This window comes from Pseudomonas sp. S3_A03 (assembly GCF_054668275.1).
Window position 1 is genome coordinate 4,228,939 of record NZ_CP162753.1, and the last position, 20,222, is coordinate 4,249,160.

Annotated in this window: 26 protein-coding genes; 22 read left to right on the forward strand and 4 right to left on the reverse strand. The window is 54.7% G+C overall.

The features are described 5' to 3' along the window. Positions 1-204: 204 nt before the first annotated feature. Complete coding sequence (locus tag AB4O25_RS19370) at positions 205-501, reverse strand: hypothetical protein (protein WP_460149879.1); 297 nt, start codon at positions 499-501, stop codon at positions 205-207. Between the two features lie 335 nt (positions 502-836). Between AB4O25_RS19370 and AB4O25_RS19375 the strand changes: the two genes are divergently transcribed. The 18 genes from AB4O25_RS19375 to AB4O25_RS19460 all read left to right on the forward strand — a co-directional run bounded on the left by AB4O25_RS19375 (position 837) and on the right by AB4O25_RS19460 (position 14,935). Then, positions 837-3,803: a hemagglutinin repeat-containing protein gene (locus AB4O25_RS19375; protein WP_460149880.1), complete on the forward strand. Its 2,967-nt coding sequence runs from the start codon at positions 837-839 to the stop codon at positions 3,801-3,803. Beyond that, complete coding sequence (locus AB4O25_RS19380; protein WP_460150985.1) at positions 3,758-4,864, forward strand: HNH endonuclease; 1,107 nt, start codon at positions 3,758-3,760, stop codon at positions 4,862-4,864. The genes AB4O25_RS19375 and AB4O25_RS19380 overlap by 46 nt, the downstream gene beginning before the upstream one ends. Before the next feature lie 14 nt (positions 4,865-4,878). Beyond that, positions 4,879-5,334 (forward strand): SMI1/KNR4 family protein, encoded by a 456-nt coding sequence (locus AB4O25_RS19385; protein WP_080598189.1) that lies wholly within the window; start codon positions 4,879-4,881, stop codon positions 5,332-5,334. Between the two features lie 188 nt (positions 5,335-5,522). Next, a complete protein-coding gene (locus tag AB4O25_RS19390; protein ID WP_460149881.1) occupies positions 5,523-5,816 on the forward strand; it encodes a hypothetical protein in 294 nt (97 codons plus the stop codon). Positions 5,817-5,996: 180 nt separating this feature from the next. Continuing rightward, positions 5,997-6,182 (forward strand): hypothetical protein, encoded by a 186-nt coding sequence (locus tag AB4O25_RS19395; protein WP_460149882.1) that lies wholly within the window; start codon positions 5,997-5,999, stop codon positions 6,180-6,182. Between the two features lie 67 nt (positions 6,183-6,249). Further along, the gene (locus AB4O25_RS19400; RefSeq protein ID WP_157788687.1) at positions 6,250-6,510 is read left to right on the forward strand and encodes a hypothetical protein; all 261 of its coding nucleotides are present in this window, start codon (positions 6,250-6,252) and stop codon (positions 6,508-6,510) included. Positions 6,511-6,564: 54 nt separating this feature from the next. Then, positions 6,565-6,984, forward strand: coding sequence for a hypothetical protein (locus AB4O25_RS19405; protein ID WP_179944691.1), 420 nt, complete (start codon positions 6,565-6,567; stop codon positions 6,982-6,984). Positions 6,985-7,094: 110 nt separating this feature from the next. Next, positions 7,095-7,337, forward strand: a complete 243-nt coding sequence (locus AB4O25_RS19410; RefSeq protein ID WP_460149883.1) for a hypothetical protein — start codon at positions 7,095-7,097, stop codon at positions 7,335-7,337. 150 nt (positions 7,338-7,487) lie between these two features. Then, entirely contained in the window at positions 7,488-7,877 is a 390-nt protein-coding gene (locus AB4O25_RS19415) for a hypothetical protein (RefSeq protein ID WP_244265387.1), read from the forward strand. Positions 7,878-8,185: 308 nt separating this feature from the next. Then, positions 8,186-8,860, forward strand: coding sequence for a hypothetical protein (locus AB4O25_RS19420; RefSeq protein WP_017530284.1), 675 nt, complete (start codon positions 8,186-8,188; stop codon positions 8,858-8,860). 207 nt (positions 8,861-9,067) lie between these two features. After that, positions 9,068-9,307 carry an HNH/ENDO VII family nuclease gene (locus AB4O25_RS19425; RefSeq protein WP_080598188.1) on the forward strand — a complete coding sequence of 80 codons (240 nt, stop codon included), beginning with the start codon at positions 9,068-9,070 and terminating at the stop codon, positions 9,305-9,307. Between the two features lie 108 nt (positions 9,308-9,415). After that, positions 9,416-9,877 (forward strand): SMI1/KNR4 family protein, encoded by a 462-nt coding sequence (locus AB4O25_RS19430; protein ID WP_460149884.1) that lies wholly within the window; start codon positions 9,416-9,418, stop codon positions 9,875-9,877. Between the two features lie 282 nt (positions 9,878-10,159). Then, positions 10,160-10,474: a hypothetical protein gene (locus AB4O25_RS19435; protein WP_460149885.1), complete on the forward strand. Its 315-nt coding sequence runs from the start codon at positions 10,160-10,162 to the stop codon at positions 10,472-10,474. Between the two features lie 147 nt (positions 10,475-10,621). Continuing rightward, positions 10,622-10,930 carry a hypothetical protein gene (locus tag AB4O25_RS19440; protein ID WP_460149886.1) on the forward strand — a complete coding sequence of 103 codons (309 nt, stop codon included), beginning with the start codon at positions 10,622-10,624 and terminating at the stop codon, positions 10,928-10,930. A gap of 126 nt (positions 10,931-11,056) precedes the next feature. Continuing rightward, entirely contained in the window at positions 11,057-11,425 is a 369-nt protein-coding gene (locus AB4O25_RS19445; protein WP_460149887.1) for an Imm6 family immunity protein, read from the forward strand. A gap of 182 nt (positions 11,426-11,607) precedes the next feature. Further along, positions 11,608-11,748 (forward strand): hypothetical protein, encoded by a 141-nt coding sequence (locus AB4O25_RS19450; RefSeq protein WP_460149888.1) that lies wholly within the window; start codon positions 11,608-11,610, stop codon positions 11,746-11,748. Between the two features lie 25 nt (positions 11,749-11,773). Next, a complete protein-coding gene (locus AB4O25_RS19455; protein ID WP_017526121.1) occupies positions 11,774-11,974 on the forward strand; it encodes a S26 family signal peptidase in 201 nt (66 codons plus the stop codon). A 372-nt stretch (positions 11,975-12,346) separates the two neighbouring features. Further along, the gene (locus tag AB4O25_RS19460; protein ID WP_460149889.1) at positions 12,347-14,935 is read left to right on the forward strand and encodes an autotransporter family protein; all 2,589 of its coding nucleotides are present in this window, start codon (positions 12,347-12,349) and stop codon (positions 14,933-14,935) included. A 75-nt stretch (positions 14,936-15,010) separates the two neighbouring features. Here AB4O25_RS19460 and AB4O25_RS19465 read toward each other — a convergent pair whose 3' ends face one another. Next, a complete protein-coding gene (locus AB4O25_RS19465; RefSeq protein WP_017526119.1) occupies positions 15,011-15,598 on the reverse strand; it encodes a hypothetical protein in 588 nt (195 codons plus the stop codon). 16 nt (positions 15,599-15,614) lie between these two features. Further along, entirely contained in the window at positions 15,615-16,226 is a 612-nt protein-coding gene (locus AB4O25_RS19470) for a hypothetical protein (protein ID WP_017526118.1), read from the reverse strand. 172 nt (positions 16,227-16,398) lie between these two features. Here AB4O25_RS19470 and AB4O25_RS19475 point away from each other — a divergent pair, with 172 nt between their 5' ends. From AB4O25_RS19475 to AB4O25_RS19490, 4 genes are read left to right on the forward strand one after another with little or no spacing between them, the layout of a single operon-like run. Continuing rightward, on the forward strand, positions 16,399-16,980 hold the full coding sequence (locus tag AB4O25_RS19475; RefSeq protein WP_017526117.1) for a hypothetical protein: 582 nt from the start codon (positions 16,399-16,401) through the stop codon (positions 16,978-16,980). Positions 16,981-17,018: 38 nt separating this feature from the next. Beyond that, a complete protein-coding gene (locus AB4O25_RS19480) occupies positions 17,019-17,699 on the forward strand; it encodes a CsgG/HfaB family protein (RefSeq protein WP_116079820.1) in 681 nt (226 codons plus the stop codon). Between the two features lie 29 nt (positions 17,700-17,728). Then, positions 17,729-18,091, forward strand: coding sequence for a DUF4810 domain-containing protein (locus AB4O25_RS19485; protein ID WP_017526115.1), 363 nt, complete (start codon positions 17,729-17,731; stop codon positions 18,089-18,091). Then, entirely contained in the window at positions 18,088-18,738 is a 651-nt protein-coding gene (locus AB4O25_RS19490) for a DUF799 domain-containing protein (protein ID WP_017526114.1), read from the forward strand. Before AB4O25_RS19485 ends, AB4O25_RS19490 begins: the two co-directional genes overlap by 4 nt. A gap of 54 nt (positions 18,739-18,792) precedes the next feature. Here the strand turns inward: AB4O25_RS19490 and AB4O25_RS19495 are convergent, their stop codons facing one another. After that, entirely contained in the window at positions 18,793-19,995 is a 1,203-nt protein-coding gene (locus AB4O25_RS19495) for a M10 family metallopeptidase C-terminal domain-containing protein (protein ID WP_460149890.1), read from the reverse strand. Positions 19,996-20,222: the final 227 nt, after the last annotated feature.

Here is a 20,222-nt window from a genome sequence, read left to right on the forward strand (position 1 = left end):
TTGCCTCAAGATTTGGGGAAGATGCTGGGGTATACGGAAAATGACATGCTGGATCACCCAGCGACTCTAATTACCCAGTACTCTCATACGGGAAAGGTGAATCCTGATACTATGCATAAAGCTATCAACATTTTTGTTAGAATGCCTACGGGGTAAATACCGGGTATTTCACGTTCTTTAAAAATTAGATTTTTATTATCATTTTTAAATTGGGCGGTTATAAAAATAACCGCCCATTTTTATTTGTAAGTTTTGTGAATTCAACTTCCGCCCAATCACGTCGAGCAAATCACACCCATCTCTCAGCGGAATTGCCAGTAACAGCGCAAAGTCGTGAAGCACTATCGCATCACTGCTGATCTCCTCCCGAAATGCGAGGTTCTCCAAAAACTGAGTCACCGCACGAATGCGATACGCGGCGGCGTCAAAGAGAACATCAAGGGGCGCTTGTGTGTCGATCACCAGCGCTGGGATGGTTGAATCGTGGCCTGTCAGGGGCATGTATCTGTTCATTTTTTTGACTCTCTACTTAAGTGATGAATGCCATCACTCAAACGTCGCCAAACGAATGGGTGACAGCTGTACGCAGGTTGGCGAACCGGCAGTAGAGAAAACCGGCAGACCCGAAGGTCTCCCGCGCACAGCCGTCATAAAACGACTTTGCAGGCGCGCAAGTGGCTGCAAAAAGCCCCCAGCTTGCGCATTCTCTACCGTCAGGTCGCCAAACCTGAATCGCCATGTGGACGACCGGCGGACTATAAGTCCTCAGCGTAAAAACGCGCAAAGCATCAAAAAGCCAATACCTCGTCCCGCAAGCCGGCGCCGACATCAACGCCGTGGCCAGCCAAGTCAATGCTGGCAACGAGGCGTACCTGGTCTCCGGCAAAAACCTCGAGCTCAAAGCCGCCGAAAACCAGGACTACAGCTTCTACAGCAAGACCAAGAAAACCTCCCAGGGCAAAAAATTCCGCCTGGATGAAACCGACGTCGTGAACAACGTTGGCAGCCTGGTCAGCGCGGGGACGAAGAGCACCGTCGTCGCCGGTGCAGACCTGCTGCTGGCTGGCAGTGCCGTCACTGCTGAAAAAGGCGCCACGCAACTGGTGGCCGGCCAGGACGTGAACATCCTCGCCGTCAGCAACGCCGACAGCGCTCGCCACGAACGCAAGGAAAGCAAAAGCAGCTGGGGCGGCCTCAAGTCGAGCAAGGTCCAGGACAAAGTCGACGAAAAACGCACCACCGCCATGGGCAGCATGGTCTCCGGCGAAACGGTCACCGTCGCCGCCAAACGCGACGCCACCGTCACCGGTTCCAACCTGGTCAGCACCGGCGACCTCGCCGTCCAGGCCGGCCGCGACCTGACCATCGACGCGGCGCAAAACACCTTCGCCCGCACCGACATGCACAAGGAAAAAAATCGCGACCTCACCGGCGTGCTGACCGGCAACAAGCTCGGTTTGGACGACATGACCGGCAACCAGAAGCTGTACATCAACAGCTCGAAGCACAACGGCACGGCCAATGAAATGACCTTGACCGGCAGCACCATTGGTTCGAGTGCGGGCAATGTGTCGTTGACGGCGGGGCGTGAGTTGAAGGTGGTGGCCAGTGATCTGGTGAGCACCAAGAACATGGAGTTGAGTGGGGCTGATGTCACCGTTACTTCGGGGATGGAGACGGCCAGTCAGACCAGTAAGGACAGTTCCAAGAGCTTGGCGGTTGGGCGGGTGATCGCGGGCTCGGTAGTGGACACCGCCACCAGCATGCGCGACGCCGTCAAAGCGGCCCGTAGCGCTGATGACCCACGACTCAAGGCAGTCAAAATCGCCCAGGCAGCCCTCGCCGCCTACAACCTGAATGGCCAGGCGTCGGACGCCAATGCGCAAAGCTCCGGCTTCAAAAACAAAACCGGCGGCACGCCCGGCAACGGTTCGCTGATCAAGATCGGTACTGAACTGGCCAATAACCGCAGCAAGAACAGCAGCGAATTCAACAGTGTCACCGCCAAGCAGAGCACGCTCAACGCAGGGCAAGACTTGTCGATCGTTGCCACGGGCGCAGCGGCGGGTACTCAGGGTGATATCCAGATCACCGGCAGCAGCTTGAAAGCCGCCAACACGTTGTTGTTAGCCAAAAACGATGTGTTGATGCAAAGCGCACAGAACACCACCGACCGCAAAAACGAAGGGTCGAAAAATAAAACCGCCATTGGCGCCAGCTTCAATATTGGCGAGCAAAACGGCTTCACCCTCGACCTCGGAGCGCAGGGTGCCAAGAACAATGGCAACGGTAACTCCGTCACTCAGGTCAATAGCACCCTCGATACAGGCAGCCTGTTGTTACAAAGCGGTGGCGACACCACCCTCAAAGGCGCCCAGGTTCGTGCGGACCGTATCAAGGCAGATATTGGCGGCAACCTTAATATCATCTCCCTACAAGACACCGAGTCGTCGCGCAGCAAACAGAGCAGCGCAGGCTTCGGCGCGAGTATCTGCGTCCCGCCGTTCTGCTACGGCTCTACCGTAGCGGGCTCGGCGAACCTTGCCGCCGCGAATATGAACAGCGACTACAAGGGCGTGACCGACCAGAGCGGTTTGTATGCGGGCACGGGCGGCTACGACATCAATGTCGGCAAGACCACCACCCTGCAAGGCGCGGTGATTGCCAGTGAGGCGTCAGCTGATAAGAACCGCCTAAGCACTGACCGCCTGATCGTCAGCGACATCAAGAATGTCAGCGAAATCAAAAGTCAGTCTGCCGGTATTTCGGTGTCTTCCAGCAGTACCAGCGGTGCGTCGATGGGCGGCAGCATCCCGATAGCACTCAAGGAGAAAGACCATAGCTACACCCGTAGCGCGGTCAGCGAAGGCACGATTGTGGTTCGCAGTGCCGAAGGTGCCAACGACCTGGTGGGGTTGAATCGCGACACCGCCAACGCCAATCAGAAGCTCGACCGGCCCGATGAAAAGGCCATGCAAGAGCGTATTGACCTGATCCAGAGCTCGGCGCAGTTGGCCAGTGGGGTGATCAGTGCGGTGGGCAGGGCGAAGGCGGACGAGGCCAAGAAGCTTGGGCAGGCGGCGAAGGAACAAGCAGACGCAGGCGCGCCGGGCGCTGCTGACACCGCCCGTGCCGCTGATCTGGCTTATTCGGAAGCCAAGCGTTGGCAGTTCGGCGGCGACAAGAAAATGATGGCCGATATCGCGACGGGTCTGATCGCCGCGGGGCTTGGTGGCGCGCCCGTCGGTACGACAGTCGGTATCGTTGCCAATACAGCGTCTAGCGAGATCTTCAAGCGAGTGGGTGATTACGCCGAGGCGCAATCCCTGAACCCGAAATCGGACGCGGCCACCCGAGCCGCATGGGCAGAAGGTGGTGCTGCACGCGTCATGTTGCACGCGTTGGCAGGTGCCGCCATTGGGTTGTCCAGCGGCAGCGTGGAAAGTGGCGCGTTGGGAGCCGGTGCTTCTGCTGCGTTGATGCCCTCGATTGCAAAGGCGCTGGAAAACAGCAAATTATCTGAGGCCAGCCAGGACAACATTGCCGCGTTGGTTGCGACCGGGATCGGCGCTGGAGCAGGCGCCGGGAATGGCACCGGCGGCGCTGCTGTCGGGGCCGGGACTGGTTACGGCGTCGAAGTATTCAATCGACAACTTCACCTGACCCAAGAGGTGCCATTACTCAAGAAGAAAGCTGAAGAGTTAGAAAAACTTGGCGCAAGCCAAAATCGGATGCCTCGTGGGAAGACTTGCTGCGTATGGCAGCAGGATCAAAGATCGATGCCGTCGAAAACGCCCGTTTAGATGCACTAGAAAAGAATTGGGGTACTGACCCGACGCGGGATTGGCTGGATCGTGATTTGGCGATTGCCAGAGGCGCGATTCAAGAATTGGCGGACCAGAAAATTCCATTAACGTGGAAAGACGGCACCGCAATTATCGCCAATGGCTCTGCGGTTTATGCTTTCAATTCGACCAAAGAGCAGTTTGTAGACACGAGCCTTTTTAATGGCTTGGGCGACGGCCTTTATGGCGAATTGCGCCTGACTGACAAATGGGCTCAATACGGTCGGGAGCAGGCAGATGCTCATGCGACGGAAATCATTAACGTCTCGACCAACGACCTGGCTTCAAAAGACGCGATGTCGAGGTTGTTGGTACTCGGCAGGAAATCGGCTGAACCTGTCACGGCGTTGGACGATGCGCTGCTTTCGCTAGCAGGTGTACGCTTGGGAGCGAAGATTTCAGAGATCGTTGCCGCTGCCTTAGCAAAAAGGAAGTTGGCTACGGAGGGATCGGGTGAGCTTTTAGTCCTAGGTGAAAAAACAACTCCATCCGGATTGGTTTCTGGAGAAACTGGAGTTGTAGGTACTGGTAAAGCTGCGGCTAACGATGCAAGTTTCGATGGTGCAAAAGGGCCTCACGGGACTACGGTTGCTGAGGAAGTGTCTGGTATCAGAAGTTTAGGCGATCCTAGTGCAGGACAACTAAATATTGATCGTATTCGGCCTGTTAATGGTCGTAGTCCGATAAATTCACAGAAGTACGCAAACACCGAAATTCCTTTGAGCGATTTACCTGCGGAAATTGCTCAAAAATACCCGAAAAGTGTTCATTTTTCTGGAGCTGGATATCCTGATTTCACGCCCTATGCCGTGAAGAAAGTACGGATCGATCTGACAGAGAGCCGTGATCGAGACTTTAAGTTGGCTAACCAATCTTCCGGTTATAAACGTACACCTGATAATTTTACTTGGCATCATCACCAAGAGTCTGGTTTGATGCAATTAATTCCGTCAGATCTACATGATGCTGTGCGCCATACTGGTGGCGTGGCAACCTCTGGAATAAAACCGTATAAGTAGGGAGTTTTATTGATATGATTGAAATAATAGAGCCCGGAAATTCCATCTCTGATGATGCCATGAAATTGCTTGAGAGCTTTATTGGGGTGACCTTGCCTAGAGAATATTATCTATTCTTATCTCGTAGCGGAGGAGGTTACCCTGAACCCGATAGTTTCCGTTTTATGGGTAATGAGGATGGGTCATCTGTTCAACGATTTTACGGTTTGAATAGAAATGATACATATGATTTTGTCAGAAATCTAAACTTGTATAAAAAGCGTATTCCCGAAGGTTTTATTGCAATTGCATGTGACCCTGGAGGCAACCAAATTTGCTTGGGCATTAAAGGGGAGGATAGAGGTAAGATCTATTTTTGGGATCATGAATTAGAAAATTGTGATGAGGCAGAGCCAGACGATTCAAATATGACCCTTGTGTCGAATAGCTTTTCTGATTTTTTGGATGGGCTATTTGATCTTGATTTATAAGGGAAGGATTATTTAATAGCTTACCGATCAGCACTAAACTAAAAGAAAAGTGAAGATAAGCGCGAGGGGTTTATTTAGGTATGGCGCTGATCGGTATGCGATTAAATGGATCTGTTCCCTTTAATTCTGAGAGATATAACAAAATCGGGCATGCCTGTGAGAAATATTGGCGGTGCTAAAATAGATGTATGGTTGAAATGGACAGAGAAATAGAAAATAGTAAAAAACCAGGCTTAGCCGCTGAAGTCATAAACTTTGTTAAGAACGGTACGCTCTTGAAGGTCTCCGGGCGCGCTTCTTCAGGTGGCGAAATTATTAGTGACCTTAAAGCAGCGAAGAGGTATGCCTGGGATGAGGTTTATGGTGATGAAGAGTTTACTTGGGTATATTTGCGCTCAGAAAAAATGAGTGAAATTTGGAATGTTATTTGTAATGACGAGAGCAAGTATTCGGAGGTGGATAGTAAGCTTTCAGGTATCTGAACTGGATCGAGAGATTCGAATTTAACTCGGTCAGCGGCATAAAGAGTTGTTAGATGACATCATGTCTGATTTAAAGGGATGTTTATATAGTAGAGCGGTTTTAGGGCGGAATAATAGTTTTTTCGAGCATGTTCTTATGATCTATCAGAACGGTGGTTGGCCATGTGGCTGGAAAGGTGATTGGCCGAATGGGCAGGCAATTGCTTATTACGTTGCTTAGATGGTGCAAGAGCCAAAGCCAATATTAATGATGGGCGGTTTGACGCTACGTTATCTTCCGGCGTGGGCGTGTCTTCGGGCTCTAATTTAAAAAAGCAAAAAAAGAGAAAGGTTTATTTAAAGTTGATGCTGATCGGTAGTCTATGAATAAATATTCCCCTTTTAATTCAGTTCCTTTATTGAGTATAAGGACAGAACAATTAGTAAGGAGGTCTTGAAATATGAATATGTTGGAGGCTGTTGGTTTGTTTTTGAGGGCGTTTCTTTTTCGGCTAGGAAAATAGAAAAATATGAAGGAGGTTGTAAGCAGTTGGAAGGGAATGAGTTGGTAGATGAGCTTGAACTTTCAAAGCCGGCGCCCATAAATGTAAAAACGTTTTTTTTAGAGGGCGTGCTCGACACTCCACCTGGTCCTGGATGGGTATCTTGGGAAATTCACGCCAAATCATTTCACATAGAGATTCCTGAAAGTTAAGGTGCAAAAGCGACAAGCGAAGTCGTGCCACCCGGGCCTATTATTTCTTCTGGTATGACTCGGACAGGTGTTGTTCGTACAAATGCGGCTGACTGGCGAGCATTGCGTGATAATTGGGATGACCTTGGGTATGGCCAAATCTTAAGTACTGAAAATCGGGCCGCTATTGCTAAAGGACGTACTCCGAAAGTCGACGATGCATGGGTTAAGGTTTTTCCGGAGGATGCAGGGTTAAAGGGTGAAGAATTTCTATGCGCCATATCCAAGGTTCGCCATTTACGGTACCACTACCTGATATACGGCATTTGGATGCGCATATGCCAGGAGGGTTTAGATATAATCCGGGTGGCCCTGGGTCAGCTCTTCCGGCATACCCACCGAAAAAAGGAGTTGAGTAATGCATTTCATACCGCTAGAGCATGCGAAGCAAAAGTTAATTTTTTACGTGGCTCAGGATTTGGATCAGTCCATTAAATCTGATGTGCAGCAGCTTGTGAATGAGCTTGCTGCATCAAGAGTATGGAGCATATCCCCGCCAAGCTTCGTTGACGAGATAGACGAAGGGGGAGGAAGTAGTAGGTGGAATGTTGGAGATTTATTCGGCTTCACAGCCAAATATACTTTCTACTGATATGGATTCGAAAAATTTAGATGAGGTAGAGGAGCTGATCAGTGCTGTTCGAGATTTATCTGAAAGAGAAGGGCTTTCCTTTGAGTTTCAATTAGATACTACTTATGTTGGCAGCATTGATGATGGTGTCATTGATCGAGCTCTACTGGAAGGTCTGCTTGTGCCTTGGAGAGATAACCTCAAACGGAAGAGCTGAGTCGGTGCAAAAGGACCAGGGCAGGTTATCCCTGATGCAATCAGCCCACCCGAGTTCAGCCGGGTTGAAGACCTGTTTGGGCAGACATTTGAAAGTATCCCGCTGTCGCACCTTCCCAATTGGAAGACCGGTTCGCTTGTAAATGATGGGGTGTTGGGCGAGCAACTGTCCCTTCAAACCCTTAACGAAAAAACCGGCCTCAATTTCATACCTCTGCAAAACAGTAGCAACCACGGCTGTGATGGCTGCGCGGTGGCGATCAATGGCGATACGATTACCGTGGTGGTGATGGATGCGAAGTCTTCGGTGAATGGCGTGAGTAAGGCCGGTACGCCGTATGGGGACCCGAGGACGCGGTTGGAGGGGTGGCTGGGTAATAAATCAATTGCCGACTCTGATCCTGCTTTACGCGATGCTTTGCAAGCGGCGTTGGATTCAGGAAAAGCCAAGGTTCAAGGTGTAACAGTCAAAGTCGGTGTTCCCGCCCCCAGTAAAACAGGTGTAGCAGAATTTAAGGTGGAACCATGGACCAAGAAGTAATTCAGTGCGAGCGCTCGGGCGTAAATCCGAAATGGCCCTCCTACAAAAGTGTGCTGGGGCGCATAGCCAAGGGGCCACACGTCTCAGATGAATACGAGTTGAATGGCATCCGTGAATATGTTGAGCGCGGCGATGCATTTGCGAAGCCATCAATGCCTGTACCGAATAGTGACAACGTTACGCGTAGTAGCTCCGAATGGATGGCCGTCACACGAGCCCACAAGGTATTGGCAACCGCACCAGATAATCCGCAATGGCTTCTGGAATTGGCCCATTGGCTGCGCTATTACCAAGTAGGAATTTGGCAGTTGTTCTTCTGGGCGGGCCAGTTCGACATTATTGCCAAAGCGGCAGGCAATGATCGACGCCGCCAAAACTACAGCATCCAAACCGCCACCAATATGATGGCCGCCATGGCGATCCTAGGCTGGAAGGATGCCGTCATCCATCAGGGCTATCTCACCCATGCGGCTCTCAACCGTGGGCATCAATTAGTGATTGAGTACGAGGAGCAACACCGCCGCGCCCAAGCCTTTATGCTGCGTGTGTTTGCCGATTGGGTGGGCGATGTCTCGCATCAATGGCCTGCTTATGCTTACGACGAACCCATCTACGAAGCCTTGTTGGCCAAGTGGCGCACTCCCAGCCCCGACGACCTGATGCCCTGTCTGTTGGCCGCGTGTGATCGCCACACTTGGCAAACCGGCAAAGAGAGCCAGAAGAATTCCTACGACTTCAATCAGGACTGGCACTTGGAACGCGTGCCGGTGGAAATTCTCTATATCCTGCGCCTGCGTCAGTGGGAAGGTTTAGCCAATCCGCAGCAGATTGATCATCCGCTGATGGCTGCGCCCTTTGACCAATTGCCGCCCGAGCAGCCAGTGCCTGAATTGGACGAGTTGATGCAAGGTGTGCTCAAGCGCGCAAGGGAAGACTGGCCACAGTACGATGAAGTACTGTCTTTGCCAGCATTGAAGAGTTGAATAGGTGCAAAAGGGCCCGGTTCTGCTGGTACGAGCACGACGGCGGGTAGTAATGTTGCAAGTACAACGCCTAAAGCTGGTGTTTTTTGGAGTAAAACAACAGTTCTAGATAGGACTGTTTATCAACGTAACGACCTCTTTGACCCAGAGGCCCTATCGTCCTGGAGAGTACGAGGTAAAACTGTTCAAGGCTCAAACCTTGAGAGAATGGCCTCGGGTCGAGCACCAATTGGGTATGATGGGAAATCAGTTGAGTTACATCATCTCTCGCAAACTGAAGTTAATGGATTTGCTGGTACTCGTGGTGCACTTGCAGAAGTTGGCTCTGTTTTCCATAGCCAGAATAGCAGTGTTCTTCATGTCCCATCCAATGCCGCTCAAAGCGTTAGGTATACTCGTTACAAAGACTCTGCAGAATACAGAAGCCCTGCGACTGATTATGTTTAATTTCCTACGGATTTGAATGCGAAAACATTGACAAGGCAGGCTAAAGAGTTTAGCTCTTGTCAGTCGGATTATTTGAAGTTGCGGGCTCGGAGCGGGGAGTAATTAGACGTGGATTATTCGAGAATAATTAATCTTATTAAAGAGTCGGATTTCGTTGAGTTTGCTGATTATGGTGACGGGATTGCTGATGAGTGGATTTATAAAGCTGAAACTCGTCTTGGGTTGAAGTTGCCTGATAGCTATAAATGGTGGCTGAAGTATTATTCTGGCGGGGAAATATCTGGGGAGGAGATTTATAGCATCTACGAAATGGATTTTGATAGTGTAAGGGGTGGTGATATCGTTTATATGTCAATCGTTAACGGTCGAAATGGGTTGTGTGGGATGGAGAGGCTATTTATCTGTGACCCGCCGGGTGCAGGGGAATCATTTTATTTTGCCACGGACGATGGTCTTAATGATGGGGAGTATCCTGTTTATAGGCTTGATCTTTCTAATCAGACTTCTAGTTTTTATGCGAAAAATTTTATCGATTTCTTAGAGAAAAGAATAATTTCTTTAGTTGAATAATGATTATACGTTTAAAAAGGTCGGAGGGGCTCGGGGCAAAAGCGACTAGTGCAGCTGAAAGTGCCGGCTACTTCTGCAGCTGCGCGTGTTAGTTGGTATAAAGAAAAAGGGGGCGGATCTGAATGGCACTTACTTAGCAGCTAACCAGCTGGAAGATAAGGTGACGGATTTAATTAATGTGATGCTGACTGGTAGGCAATTAAATAAATCTGTCCCCTTTGATTTTTGAGAAAGTTTTGACCGGCAATCAACGAAGTCAGCATGACTCGTGTAGGAAGGTGGATGTCTCCTGCTGAGTTGGCGCAGATGCAAAATACAAGGCTTGCCGGTGTACTGGACGCGGTATGCCAATATCACTTAGCTAACTCCGAAGATAAGGGCGGGGCTTGGGATCCTGAGTTCAAAAACCCACCTTTTGATTTGCGGCCTTTGGAGGTTTTCGCAATTTTTAAGGTTCGCCAACAGTGCGGGTTGAAGTCACCTGCAGTTGCGAATCCCTTATTATCTGTTGAAATGGCTGCATTGGAGAATCTGGCTTTCAAGCCTGATGACGCTTCTGTAAGGGTTGAGACGGCCTATAGAAATTTCTTCAGCTAAAGGACAGATAGAACAATCGGGAACTGACCCTGATAAACGATAGGTGACAGACCACGTTTTTCGTGGATGTTGATGTGGCTGAATAGCAGTTCACTTGTTGCAAAAGCGACAGTCAGTTCGTTCAAGGGCTGAAGAGTGATATTAGGGGTGAATAAGATGATCGAGAGTCTTTGCAGATATTGGCATGGCATTGGCCTGGCTTTATTGTTAAGTGCGCTACTGAATGGGTTTTTACGCTTTGATGGTATTTGGAAAAGATTTTTTACTATGGTTCTGGTTCAGTTGTGGTTCGGTCAAGCGGTCTACAATTATGCACGGGGGCACAGAGTCGCTATAGCGCCAGGAGGTTTGAGTAGAGATGTCAACCCGGAGTGGCGAGCGGCGTTAGCCGGCTTTGCGTTATTTTTGTATGTGGTCGTTTTCTTTTTTGGGGTTTTGCTACCTAATAGAAAGTGAAAAGCGGAGCGATTTTCTTACTGAAAGTCATGCAGTATCCTACTGTGCTTTTGAGGGTTACGGTAGAAGGCGGGTTGGCGATGCCGAATCGCCTTACTGTATTGGTTAAAGGTGGGAAAATCGTCAATGGACAATAAGCAAATATTAAATCTTGTAAATTGCCTTTCATGGCCTAAAAAGGCGACTACATTTCCTCTGGTTATTGATCATGCATTAAATAACTTTTCTACACAGGCGGCCACGCAAGAGAAATGTCGTGAGGCTGTTAAGTTGTGCTGGTCATGGTTGCAAGACCAAAAGGTGGAACCAGATCAGTTGGCCTACTACCTGGATTCGGAAGAGATGCAAGAAGGCCCCTTGGCGGAGCATCTTTTTGTCGACGGCGGCATAGAACAGGACAGTTTGATTTTAGTGCTATTAGTGGTTGGGTTCTTCGCTCACGAGGCTTATAAGCGTGCAGGGCGATCAAAAAGAAATGTCGGCTGCTATAGTTGAGGCGGACGAAGGAGCTGCCGAGTACATTGTTGATTATATTGGCAAGGTCGGGTTGAGCGATGTGCTGATTACCTATTTGTGAGGGTCAATAGAATTGGTTATATATATCTTCATTCGATAATTGGGGCGGATTTATTTAGGTCACCTCTGCTGAACTTTATGAGGGTGATTACGGGAGTTGCATGACTGATCGTGAAGCCATCGTCGCCGCCGTGTTGGCCCGTCGCTACAGCGGCCCGCCCAATGCGCCGCCTAAGCGTTTCCATGCGCTTTACATCGGCGTAATGGTCATCCTGGTGCTGGGTAGCGGGTATCGGTGGTGACACACCGGCCATCGTCAATGGCGAGGTGATCCGCAACGGTGAGAACCTGGGGTTGTTTCACGCACCGGCTGAGCGTGGCAAAAAGGACTACTCCCTTGAGTTGGCGCCGCTCCATGTCGCGCCGGGGCATGTGTACCTGTTGGGCGATAACCGTGATGTCAGCCACGACAGCCGCTTGATGGGCCAAGTCCCGCTTGAGGATGTGGTGGGCAAGGTCACCGGTTAGAAATGTAAACGATGTCCCCGGTTTGTAACCCACCAAACCCCACCCCTCGCACGCCCCACGCTGTGATCGACTGCACAAAATTCCGACACAATCCTGAACCTTTTCGTACGTTTGAAGGTCTTTACCGCGCCCACCCGCACGCGGTCGGGCTGCATGGATTGCAGCGTTTTCAAAAACATTAAGGATTGATGTGAGCGTTTATTCCCTATTCCCCGTTGTTTTGCCACTGCCCTCCGCGGTGCGAATCGTCGTGCCTGGGTGTTGCGCAAACGCATCGAGGATAGGTATTCGGATCGATGGGTCCCTGCGCTCAATTCACCTACTGCCGCCGGGCCTGTTGGCGGCTTTGACCTGTAGTTCATGGAGTTAGAAATGAAGCACAAGCAGTTCCAGAAAAGCCTGTTGGCAATCGTGGTCGGCGCAATCAGCACGCAAGTGCTGGCGGTAGAAGTTGACCTCGGGGCAGGCAAAACCCAGTTTGTCAGCGAGACCTACAACGAGTCGCTGATCCTGACCGGGCAGACCACCCAGGTGATCAACTCGACCAACATGCCTCCCGCCGGGCTGGGGGTCGCGGGTACCCATATCCAGGGGTCATTGATCAATCGCGCCGATATTACGCTCAATGCCGACGGCAATACCGTGCGCGGCTTTGCGCTGGACCCGATGTTCTGGACCGGTCCGCTCAACCTCAGCCCGGGCTCTGTGACCGGTGATGTGATGCAGGCCGGCAACATCCGGATGAACAACGGTGGCGACGAAGGCCTCGAGATCGGCGCGACCACCATTGGCGGCAGCGTGATCAACTCCGGCACGATCAGTTCTACGCCACCTTCGGCGCCTGCACCGTCGCCTGGCTTTATCGGCGGAGGCGAGGGCATCTACCTGCACGGCACCACCATTGGCGGCGATGTGTCCAACACCGGCCTGATCGACATGGCGGGCGAAGGCGCGATCGGTATCGTGCTGGACCGTAACAACGCCGACCCGGTGACCATCGGCGGCAAGCTCCTCAACTCCGGCACCATCAGGGCCACCGGCGAGGGCGCTTGGGGGATCGAGGTGGAAACTCCCACCGCCCCACTGCGTATCGAAAACAGCGGCCTGCTGTCGGCCAATGGCGATGGCGCCCGTGGCGTGCTGGTGCTTGAAGGTACTCTGGATTACATCCTCAACACCGGCACCATCGAAGGCATGGGCACCAACGCCGGCGCCTTTGAATTCTCCGGTGCCACGTTCGCCCAGAACAGCGCGACGGGCGCGCGCGGTATCGTCAACCGCGGCATTATCCGCGCTGATGGCACCGCCATCAGCGTTGACACGGCCGACCAGGTCTCGACGTTTGAGATCAACCAGCAAGCCGGTGAGATTCGCAGCAATTCCGGTATCGCCATCGACGCCGGCAACCTGGCCACGTTGAACTGGACCGGCGGCACGATCATCGGTGATGTGCTGAACCTGAACGCGGTGAATATTGACGGCCAGGCCGCTTTCAGCGGCAGCCGCATCATTGCGCCGGTGTCGGTCAATTCGGGCTCGCTGAACCTGTCGGCCCCCGGCACCGCCATCACCGGCAACCTCAACGTTGCCAGTGGTGCCGGTATCGATATGCACCTGGCCGACAGTGTTGTGCCCACCACGCCGTACCTGACCGTCAACGGCACCGCCAACTTTGCCCAGGCGTCGAAGCTGACCGTAAGCGCCAACCCTGGCGATTTCGCCAGCACCCACGACGGCACCCAATACACCCTGCTGCAAGCCACCAGCGTGCAAGACAACGGCCTGTCCGTGGCCAGTGCTTCATCGTTGCTGGACGTGCTCAGCTATTCGTCCGACGCGCAAACGGTCAAGGCCGTGGTGGCGGTCAAAAGCAACCAGCAAGTTCAGCAAGACCTGGCGGCTGTGGGCGCCAGCGCGGCGTCGGTCACGGCGGTCAATACCTTCAAGAACGGTGTACTCAGCAAGCTCAGCGCAGACGACCAAGTCTTCCAGGCGCTGGCCAACGCCGGCACCGCGCAGCAACTGGCGAAAATCGGTGACCAGCTCAAGCCGGACGTCAACCGTGGTGCTCTCGACGTGGCGTTGTCGGGGCAAACCGTGGTCAACGGCGCGATCTTCAATCGCCTCACCGACCAACGCGAAAGCCACCAGGTCGGCGGTGTGTGGGTGCAGGGCCTAAGCAGCAACATGGACCAGGACGGTCGCGGCGGTGATAACGGTTATTCGGCCAACAGCAGCGGCATGGCGGTAGGTGTGGATGGGCGTCTGAACGACACCACGATTTTGGGCGTGGCCTACAGCTACCTCAATTCCAATATCCACTCCGACTTGGGCAACAAAACCGACGTCGAAGGGCACGCGCTGTCGTTGTACGGCAACTGGGCCCTGCAAAACTGGTTCGCCGACGGCAGCCTCAGCTATGGCCACAACGAAAACGACAGCAAGCGCCACATCGCCGGCACCACGGCCAAGGGCAGTTATGACAGCAATGTGCTGTCGGCCAGCGTGATCGGTGGTTACAGCTTCAAGCCGTCGCAAGCGGTGGTGATCGAGCCGCGTGTGGCGGCGCGTTATTCCAACGTGCGCATGGATGGCTACGACGAGAAAGGTTCGTCAGCGGCGCTGAGTACGCGTTCGCAACGTTATGAAGTGGGCGAAGTGGGTGCGGGCGTACGCCTGGCCGGCAACCTGCCGATGGGCGCCGGCAGCTTGCAGCCGGAAGCGACCTTGATGGCCTATCACGACCTGATGGGTGACCGCGTGGCGCAAACCTCCAGCTTCGTAGGCGGTGGTTCGGCGTTTACCGTGACCGGTGCATCGGTGGCGCGTGACAGCTACGAGGCCAGCGTGGGCGTGAACTACAACGTGTCGGACTTCAGCGTGGGCGCTAGCTACACGCGCCAGGCGCGCAGTGGTTTTGATGCCGATGGCGTGATGCTCAAAGCGCGCTACGCCTTCTAAACGCAGCACTTCTGTAGTGAGCGGGGCAAGCCCGCTCACTACAGGAAGACCTGTTGGCTGGTTACCTTGGGTGGTTCAGAGCAACTTGCGCTGCACCGCCTCATCCAGCGTACTGCGCGTCAGCGCCTCCACCACTTCCCGCGTATCGGCCTGGAACGGGATGCCCACAATCAGCACCAGGTGCATCCAGGTGCGCACCGATTCGCTCTTCTTGACGCGGCCCAGTTCCTTGCCGTCCTTGTCCTTGAACACCGTCTCCAGGGTGAAGATGTTCTTCGCCGTGCTCGGAATGATGAAAAATGTGAAGCCGGTGATAAACGCCGATACCGGGCTGTACTCTTCGTTGTTATGCAACGTGGCATCCACGTAGATATCCGAGTCGACCTTATCGGTGCTCACCCGCGAAAAACGGTTGGAGGCGCGATAGGAATCGGCCACGGCCTTTTCCCACAGCACTACCGGCGCGCCGACCGCCGCGTTGCCCGGGCCACCGTTGACGTGGTTCTGCGCCGTGGTGTGCACGTACGCGGTGGGCTTTTGCGCGGGCGCATTGGCGGTCGGCGGCCAGGGCTGAACGGCAGGCAGTTCGTGCTGCGAGTAAGACACGCAACCGGTCAGCAAGACCGCTGTCAGTACCAGGCTGTGTTTGATCAATCCTTTCACGCGTTGCTCCTTGAGATTACGGTTTGGCCAGGTTGGCGGTAGCGGTGTCGAGCAGTTGCCCGACCAGTTTGGTCAGTTGTTGGCCGCCCATCGAAGGCGCCCAATATTGGCCGCTGTACAGGCCAACGTTGTGTTCGAAGGTGATCGAGTCTTTGGCCTTGGCCAGTTCCTTGCCGTTGCGGTCGACGATCACCAGGTCGCCGGCCACGTCGAAGCTGTCCACATAGATCGGGCCGTTGACCCAGATCCAAATGGTCAGCGTCAGCAGCGCGCCGGGCACGTACGCCGGGTGCGGCGCGCGATGGCCCTTGAGGGAGGTCATGTTGAATTTAAGCGTGACGTCCTGCTCGCCCAGGCGCACCGGGTACTCGGTGACTTGCTTGAAGTAACCGGCGCTGCGCACGTACTGGCTGATCTGCGCCGTCAGGGAACTGCTGATGGCCGCCTTGTTAGCCTCGTTGACGTCGGTGGCGCTCACCGTCACGTCGGCGACTTGCGCGCTGCGCGGGCTGCTGGCAGATACCGGGTGGAGCGGGGTGGCGATAGGGCCGGTGACGGTGTAGGACACGCAGCCGGTCATCGACAGCGCGGCAAGCAGGGCCGTAGCCCGTAGAAGAGTGTTAAGCACGCAATATCCCTATAAGTGAGCAAGCCGAGTCAGTGTCTCGACCTATTTACGCATAACTTGAGGAGTGTGCGTTACCGCACGCTGGCCGACGAAACACCTTGAGAACCGCTCTCAACCCCGTAAAATGCCGCGACTGTTTAAAGCACGATACTTTTCAGGGACGAATTCAGACATGCGCGCCTTTGCCGTATTCCTTGCCGTCTGCCTATTGGCGGGCTGCGCCTCCAAGCCGGCGTACTACATTTCGCCGACACCGGTCACGATTCCTAAAACAGCCACTTACTGGCTCGACACCTTTGACGTTGAAGTAGTGGGCAAAAATGAGCGTTTTTTGCCGGATGACAAGGTGCGCCAGCAACTGGGCGTCGATCTGGTGAACCGCCTGCTCAACGCCAAGCGTTATGCCTCGAGCAAGGAAAAAGCCGATTACCTGCTGGACATCAGCATCGTCTACACGCGCCATATCCCGGATTCCAAGGGCGGCCTCTCGACGTTGATCGTTGATGACAACACCATTTTGGCCAGTGTCGATTTCAGCTATCAGGTCAAGGTCAAGAAGGGGGGCAGCGAGGTGCTGCACTTTGCCAAGACGCGCGAGAACCTCGTACCCGCCGGTGTGATGGGTGAGGCGCAACAGTGGCGGACCATGGGCGGCATTATCACCAACACCGGTAACTCCAGCGTCGAGCGTTTTTACACCGGCGTGTTGAGTCGCGACATCGTCGATGACCTGCGCGACATCCCGTCTCGCTAACGTTGCCCACTACCGATTTATCTCTCCAGGAGCACCCTGTGAATATACTTTCCAAAACCCTGCTGTCCGGTCTCACCGCCGCAGCCCTGCTGACCGTGGCCGGTTGCGCCACCGAAAGCAATCGCGCGATGCCGGTGGAGCAAGTGGCCAGTGCCCACATCGCCTATTCCGGCGTGCGTGTGCCGATCGCCGTGGGCAAGTTCGATAACCGCTCCAGCTACATGCGCGGCATCTTCTCCGACGGCGTCGACCGCCTCGGTGGCCAGGCCAAGACCATCCTGATTACCCACCTGCAGCAGACCAACCGCTTCAGCGTGCTGGACCGCGACAACATGGGCGAAATCTCCCAGGAAGCCGCGATCAAAGGCACCGCGCAGAAGCTCAAGGGCGCGGACTACGTGGTCACCGGCGACGTGACCGAATTCGGTCGCAAGGAAACCGGCGACCGCCAGTTGTTCGGCATCCTCGGCCGTGGCAAGACCCAGGTGGCCTACGCCAAGGTCGCGTTGAACATCGTCAACATCAGTACGTCGGAAGTGGTGTATTCCACCCAGGGCGCCGGTGAATACGCGCTGTCCAACCGTGAAGTGGTCGGCTTCGGCGGCACCGCCAGCTACGACTCCACCCTCAATGGCAAGGTGCTGGACCTGGCCATGCGCGAAGCGATCAACCGCCTCGTCGACGGCATCAACGCAGGCGCCTGGAACCCGCGCAACTGATTAACAGCATCTCAAGGAGCAGTACACGGATGAGCAAGGCAGTGAAGTTAGCGCTGACGCTGACAGCAATCGCGCTGGTGACCGGGTGCCAGTCGGCGCCCCCACCGCTGTACCAATGGGAAAGCTACCAGCCGCAGGTTTACGAGTACTTCAAGGGCGAGCCCAAGGAAGCGCAGGTCGAGGCGCTGGAGCGTGACCTGCAAAAGATCAACGCCAGTGGCCGCAAGGCGCCGCCGGGCTACCACGCCCACTTGGGCATGCTGTATCTGAGCATGGGCAAGGACGACCAGATGGTGCAGGAGTTTCGCACCGAGAAGGCACTGTTCCCTGAGTCCGCCGCGTACATGGACTTTCTGTTGAAAAACGCCAAAGCCGGAGTCGCCACCAAATGAGCCTGTTAAAACTCACCGGCGCCTTGCTGGCCCTGGCTCTGCTCGGCGGTTGCGCAGCGCCCAAGACCATTGATTACACGGCCTACAAACAGGCGCGGCCCAAGTCGATCCTGGTGTTGCCACCGATCAACGAGTCGCCGGAAGTGCAGGCGTCCTATAGCCTGGTTTCGCAAGTGACCTATCCGTTGGCCGAAGCCGGCTACTACGTGTTGCCGATTGCGCTGGTGGACGAAACCTTCCGCCAGAACGGTTTGACCACGGCCAACGATATCCAGGGCGTACCGCCGACCAAGCTGCATGACATCTTCGGCGCGGACGCGGCGTTGTACATCACCGTCAGCGAATACGGCACCAAGTACATGCTGATCTCCAGCGACACCGCCGTGACCGCTTCGGCCAAACTGGTCGACCTGCGCACCGGCACCACGCTGTGGACCGGCTCGGCACGGGCCTCCAGCGAAGAGGGCAACAATAACAGCGGCGGTCTGGTGGGCATGCTGATCACCGCAGCGGTCAAGCAGGTGATCAACAGTTCCACCGATGCGGCGCACCCGATTGCCGGTATCACCAGTGCTCGGCTGCTGTCGCCGGGGCAACGCGCCGGGATTCTGTACGGGCCGCGTAACCCCAAGTACGGCACCGACTGAGTTGCCGAACATGCGTTTGCCGGCCGCTGCCGGTCAGCAAACGCTGGCGCCCCGTCAGTTCACCAGAATGTCCTTCGGCCTGATCACTTGCGAGCTCTTGACCAGGAAGTCCGCAGATCGTTTGCCGGCAAGGTCTATGGCGACGAAGTAGCGATGGGTGCTGGGGTTGTAGCTCACGATTGTCTCGCCGGCACGCCCGGTGAATGCCGTCACGAGGGTAAGGCGCGCATTCGCCTTTTGCTCCAGGCCGCGCAGGTCCAGTTTGTCGATGCCGCTGGTGAAGTCCATGATTTCATCCGCGGCTTCAGGCGTGGAGTCGCTGGCGTGGTTATAGACGAATATGTCGGCGCCCCTGCCGCCGCGTAATTGGTCTGCGCCGAACCCACCCGTGAGCCGGTTATTGGCGTCGTTACCGATCATGACGTCATGACCGGAACCGCCGACGGCGTTTTCGATGGTGCAATCACGGGCGATAGAGACATTGCCCTGTAAGCCACCCACATCGGAGAACGAGCCGGCCCTGAGGTTGATGACCTGATTGTTGCCGTAACCCGAAACGTCCAGCGTGTCGTTGCCGGCGCCGTCCCAGATGCAAAAGGCCGCGCTATCCCGGTAGCTTGCGAGGGAGTAGTAATCTCGTCCGCTGTTGGAGTTGAAGCCGTAGGTGTTGTCTTCCCGCCGGGTTTGACGATTGGCGCCGTACAAGGTTTGAGCGGCGCTGATGTCGTCCATCATCGGGGCTTTTGGCTCACCCTCAAGCTGTTTGCCGCTGCCCCGCGCCTCGAAGTAACTCATGACGGTATGGGCTTTTGAGTCTTGTGCGTAGACGCGCTGATCCTCGGACGCGGTGAGGTTGTAGTGACCTGGATGCGTCAGGCCGAGGGTGTGGCCGATTTCATGGGTGAGAGTCGGGCGTTTCACGAAATGCGGGTTGAAAACGGTATCGCCGCTTTTGGAATGGCGCCCGGGAAAAAAGCCTTGGGCGGTCTTTTCGGTGTCTGAGATTTGAAACGACAACCGCCCCTCTGTCTGTGTGCCGTTTTCAGTGAACGCCAAGTTGGCGACATCCCCCCAGGACTGGATGGCGCGCCGGGCCTCTTGTTTTTGAGCCTCGTTGAAGCCGCCGGCGCCCTGCACAAAGCTGTAGGCGATTTCGGTCTGGCCGTTTCGGTTCCAGTCCTGCCACTTACCGGTTCCCTGGGTGAGCTGCTCAATGGCGCGCTGTTTGTAAAAGGACTGCTTGTTGATCCGGGCCACGTGCGGGTCGTCCAAGCGCTGGGTAGCGTCATAGTGGGCGGTTTGAGTGGCAGTGGTGGGCAGGCGGGTGCGGCGGTTTTGTGGGGCCGAGTGCTGCTGGGCCGAGCGCACATAGCGGTGCGGGGTCGAGGGCGCATGGAATGGCCGCAGGGTTGTCCGCGAGGCGGTCTGCCCGGAGGGCCGCTGAGCCGGCTGAGGGGTGGGGGTGTAGGGGTTAAAAGACGGTG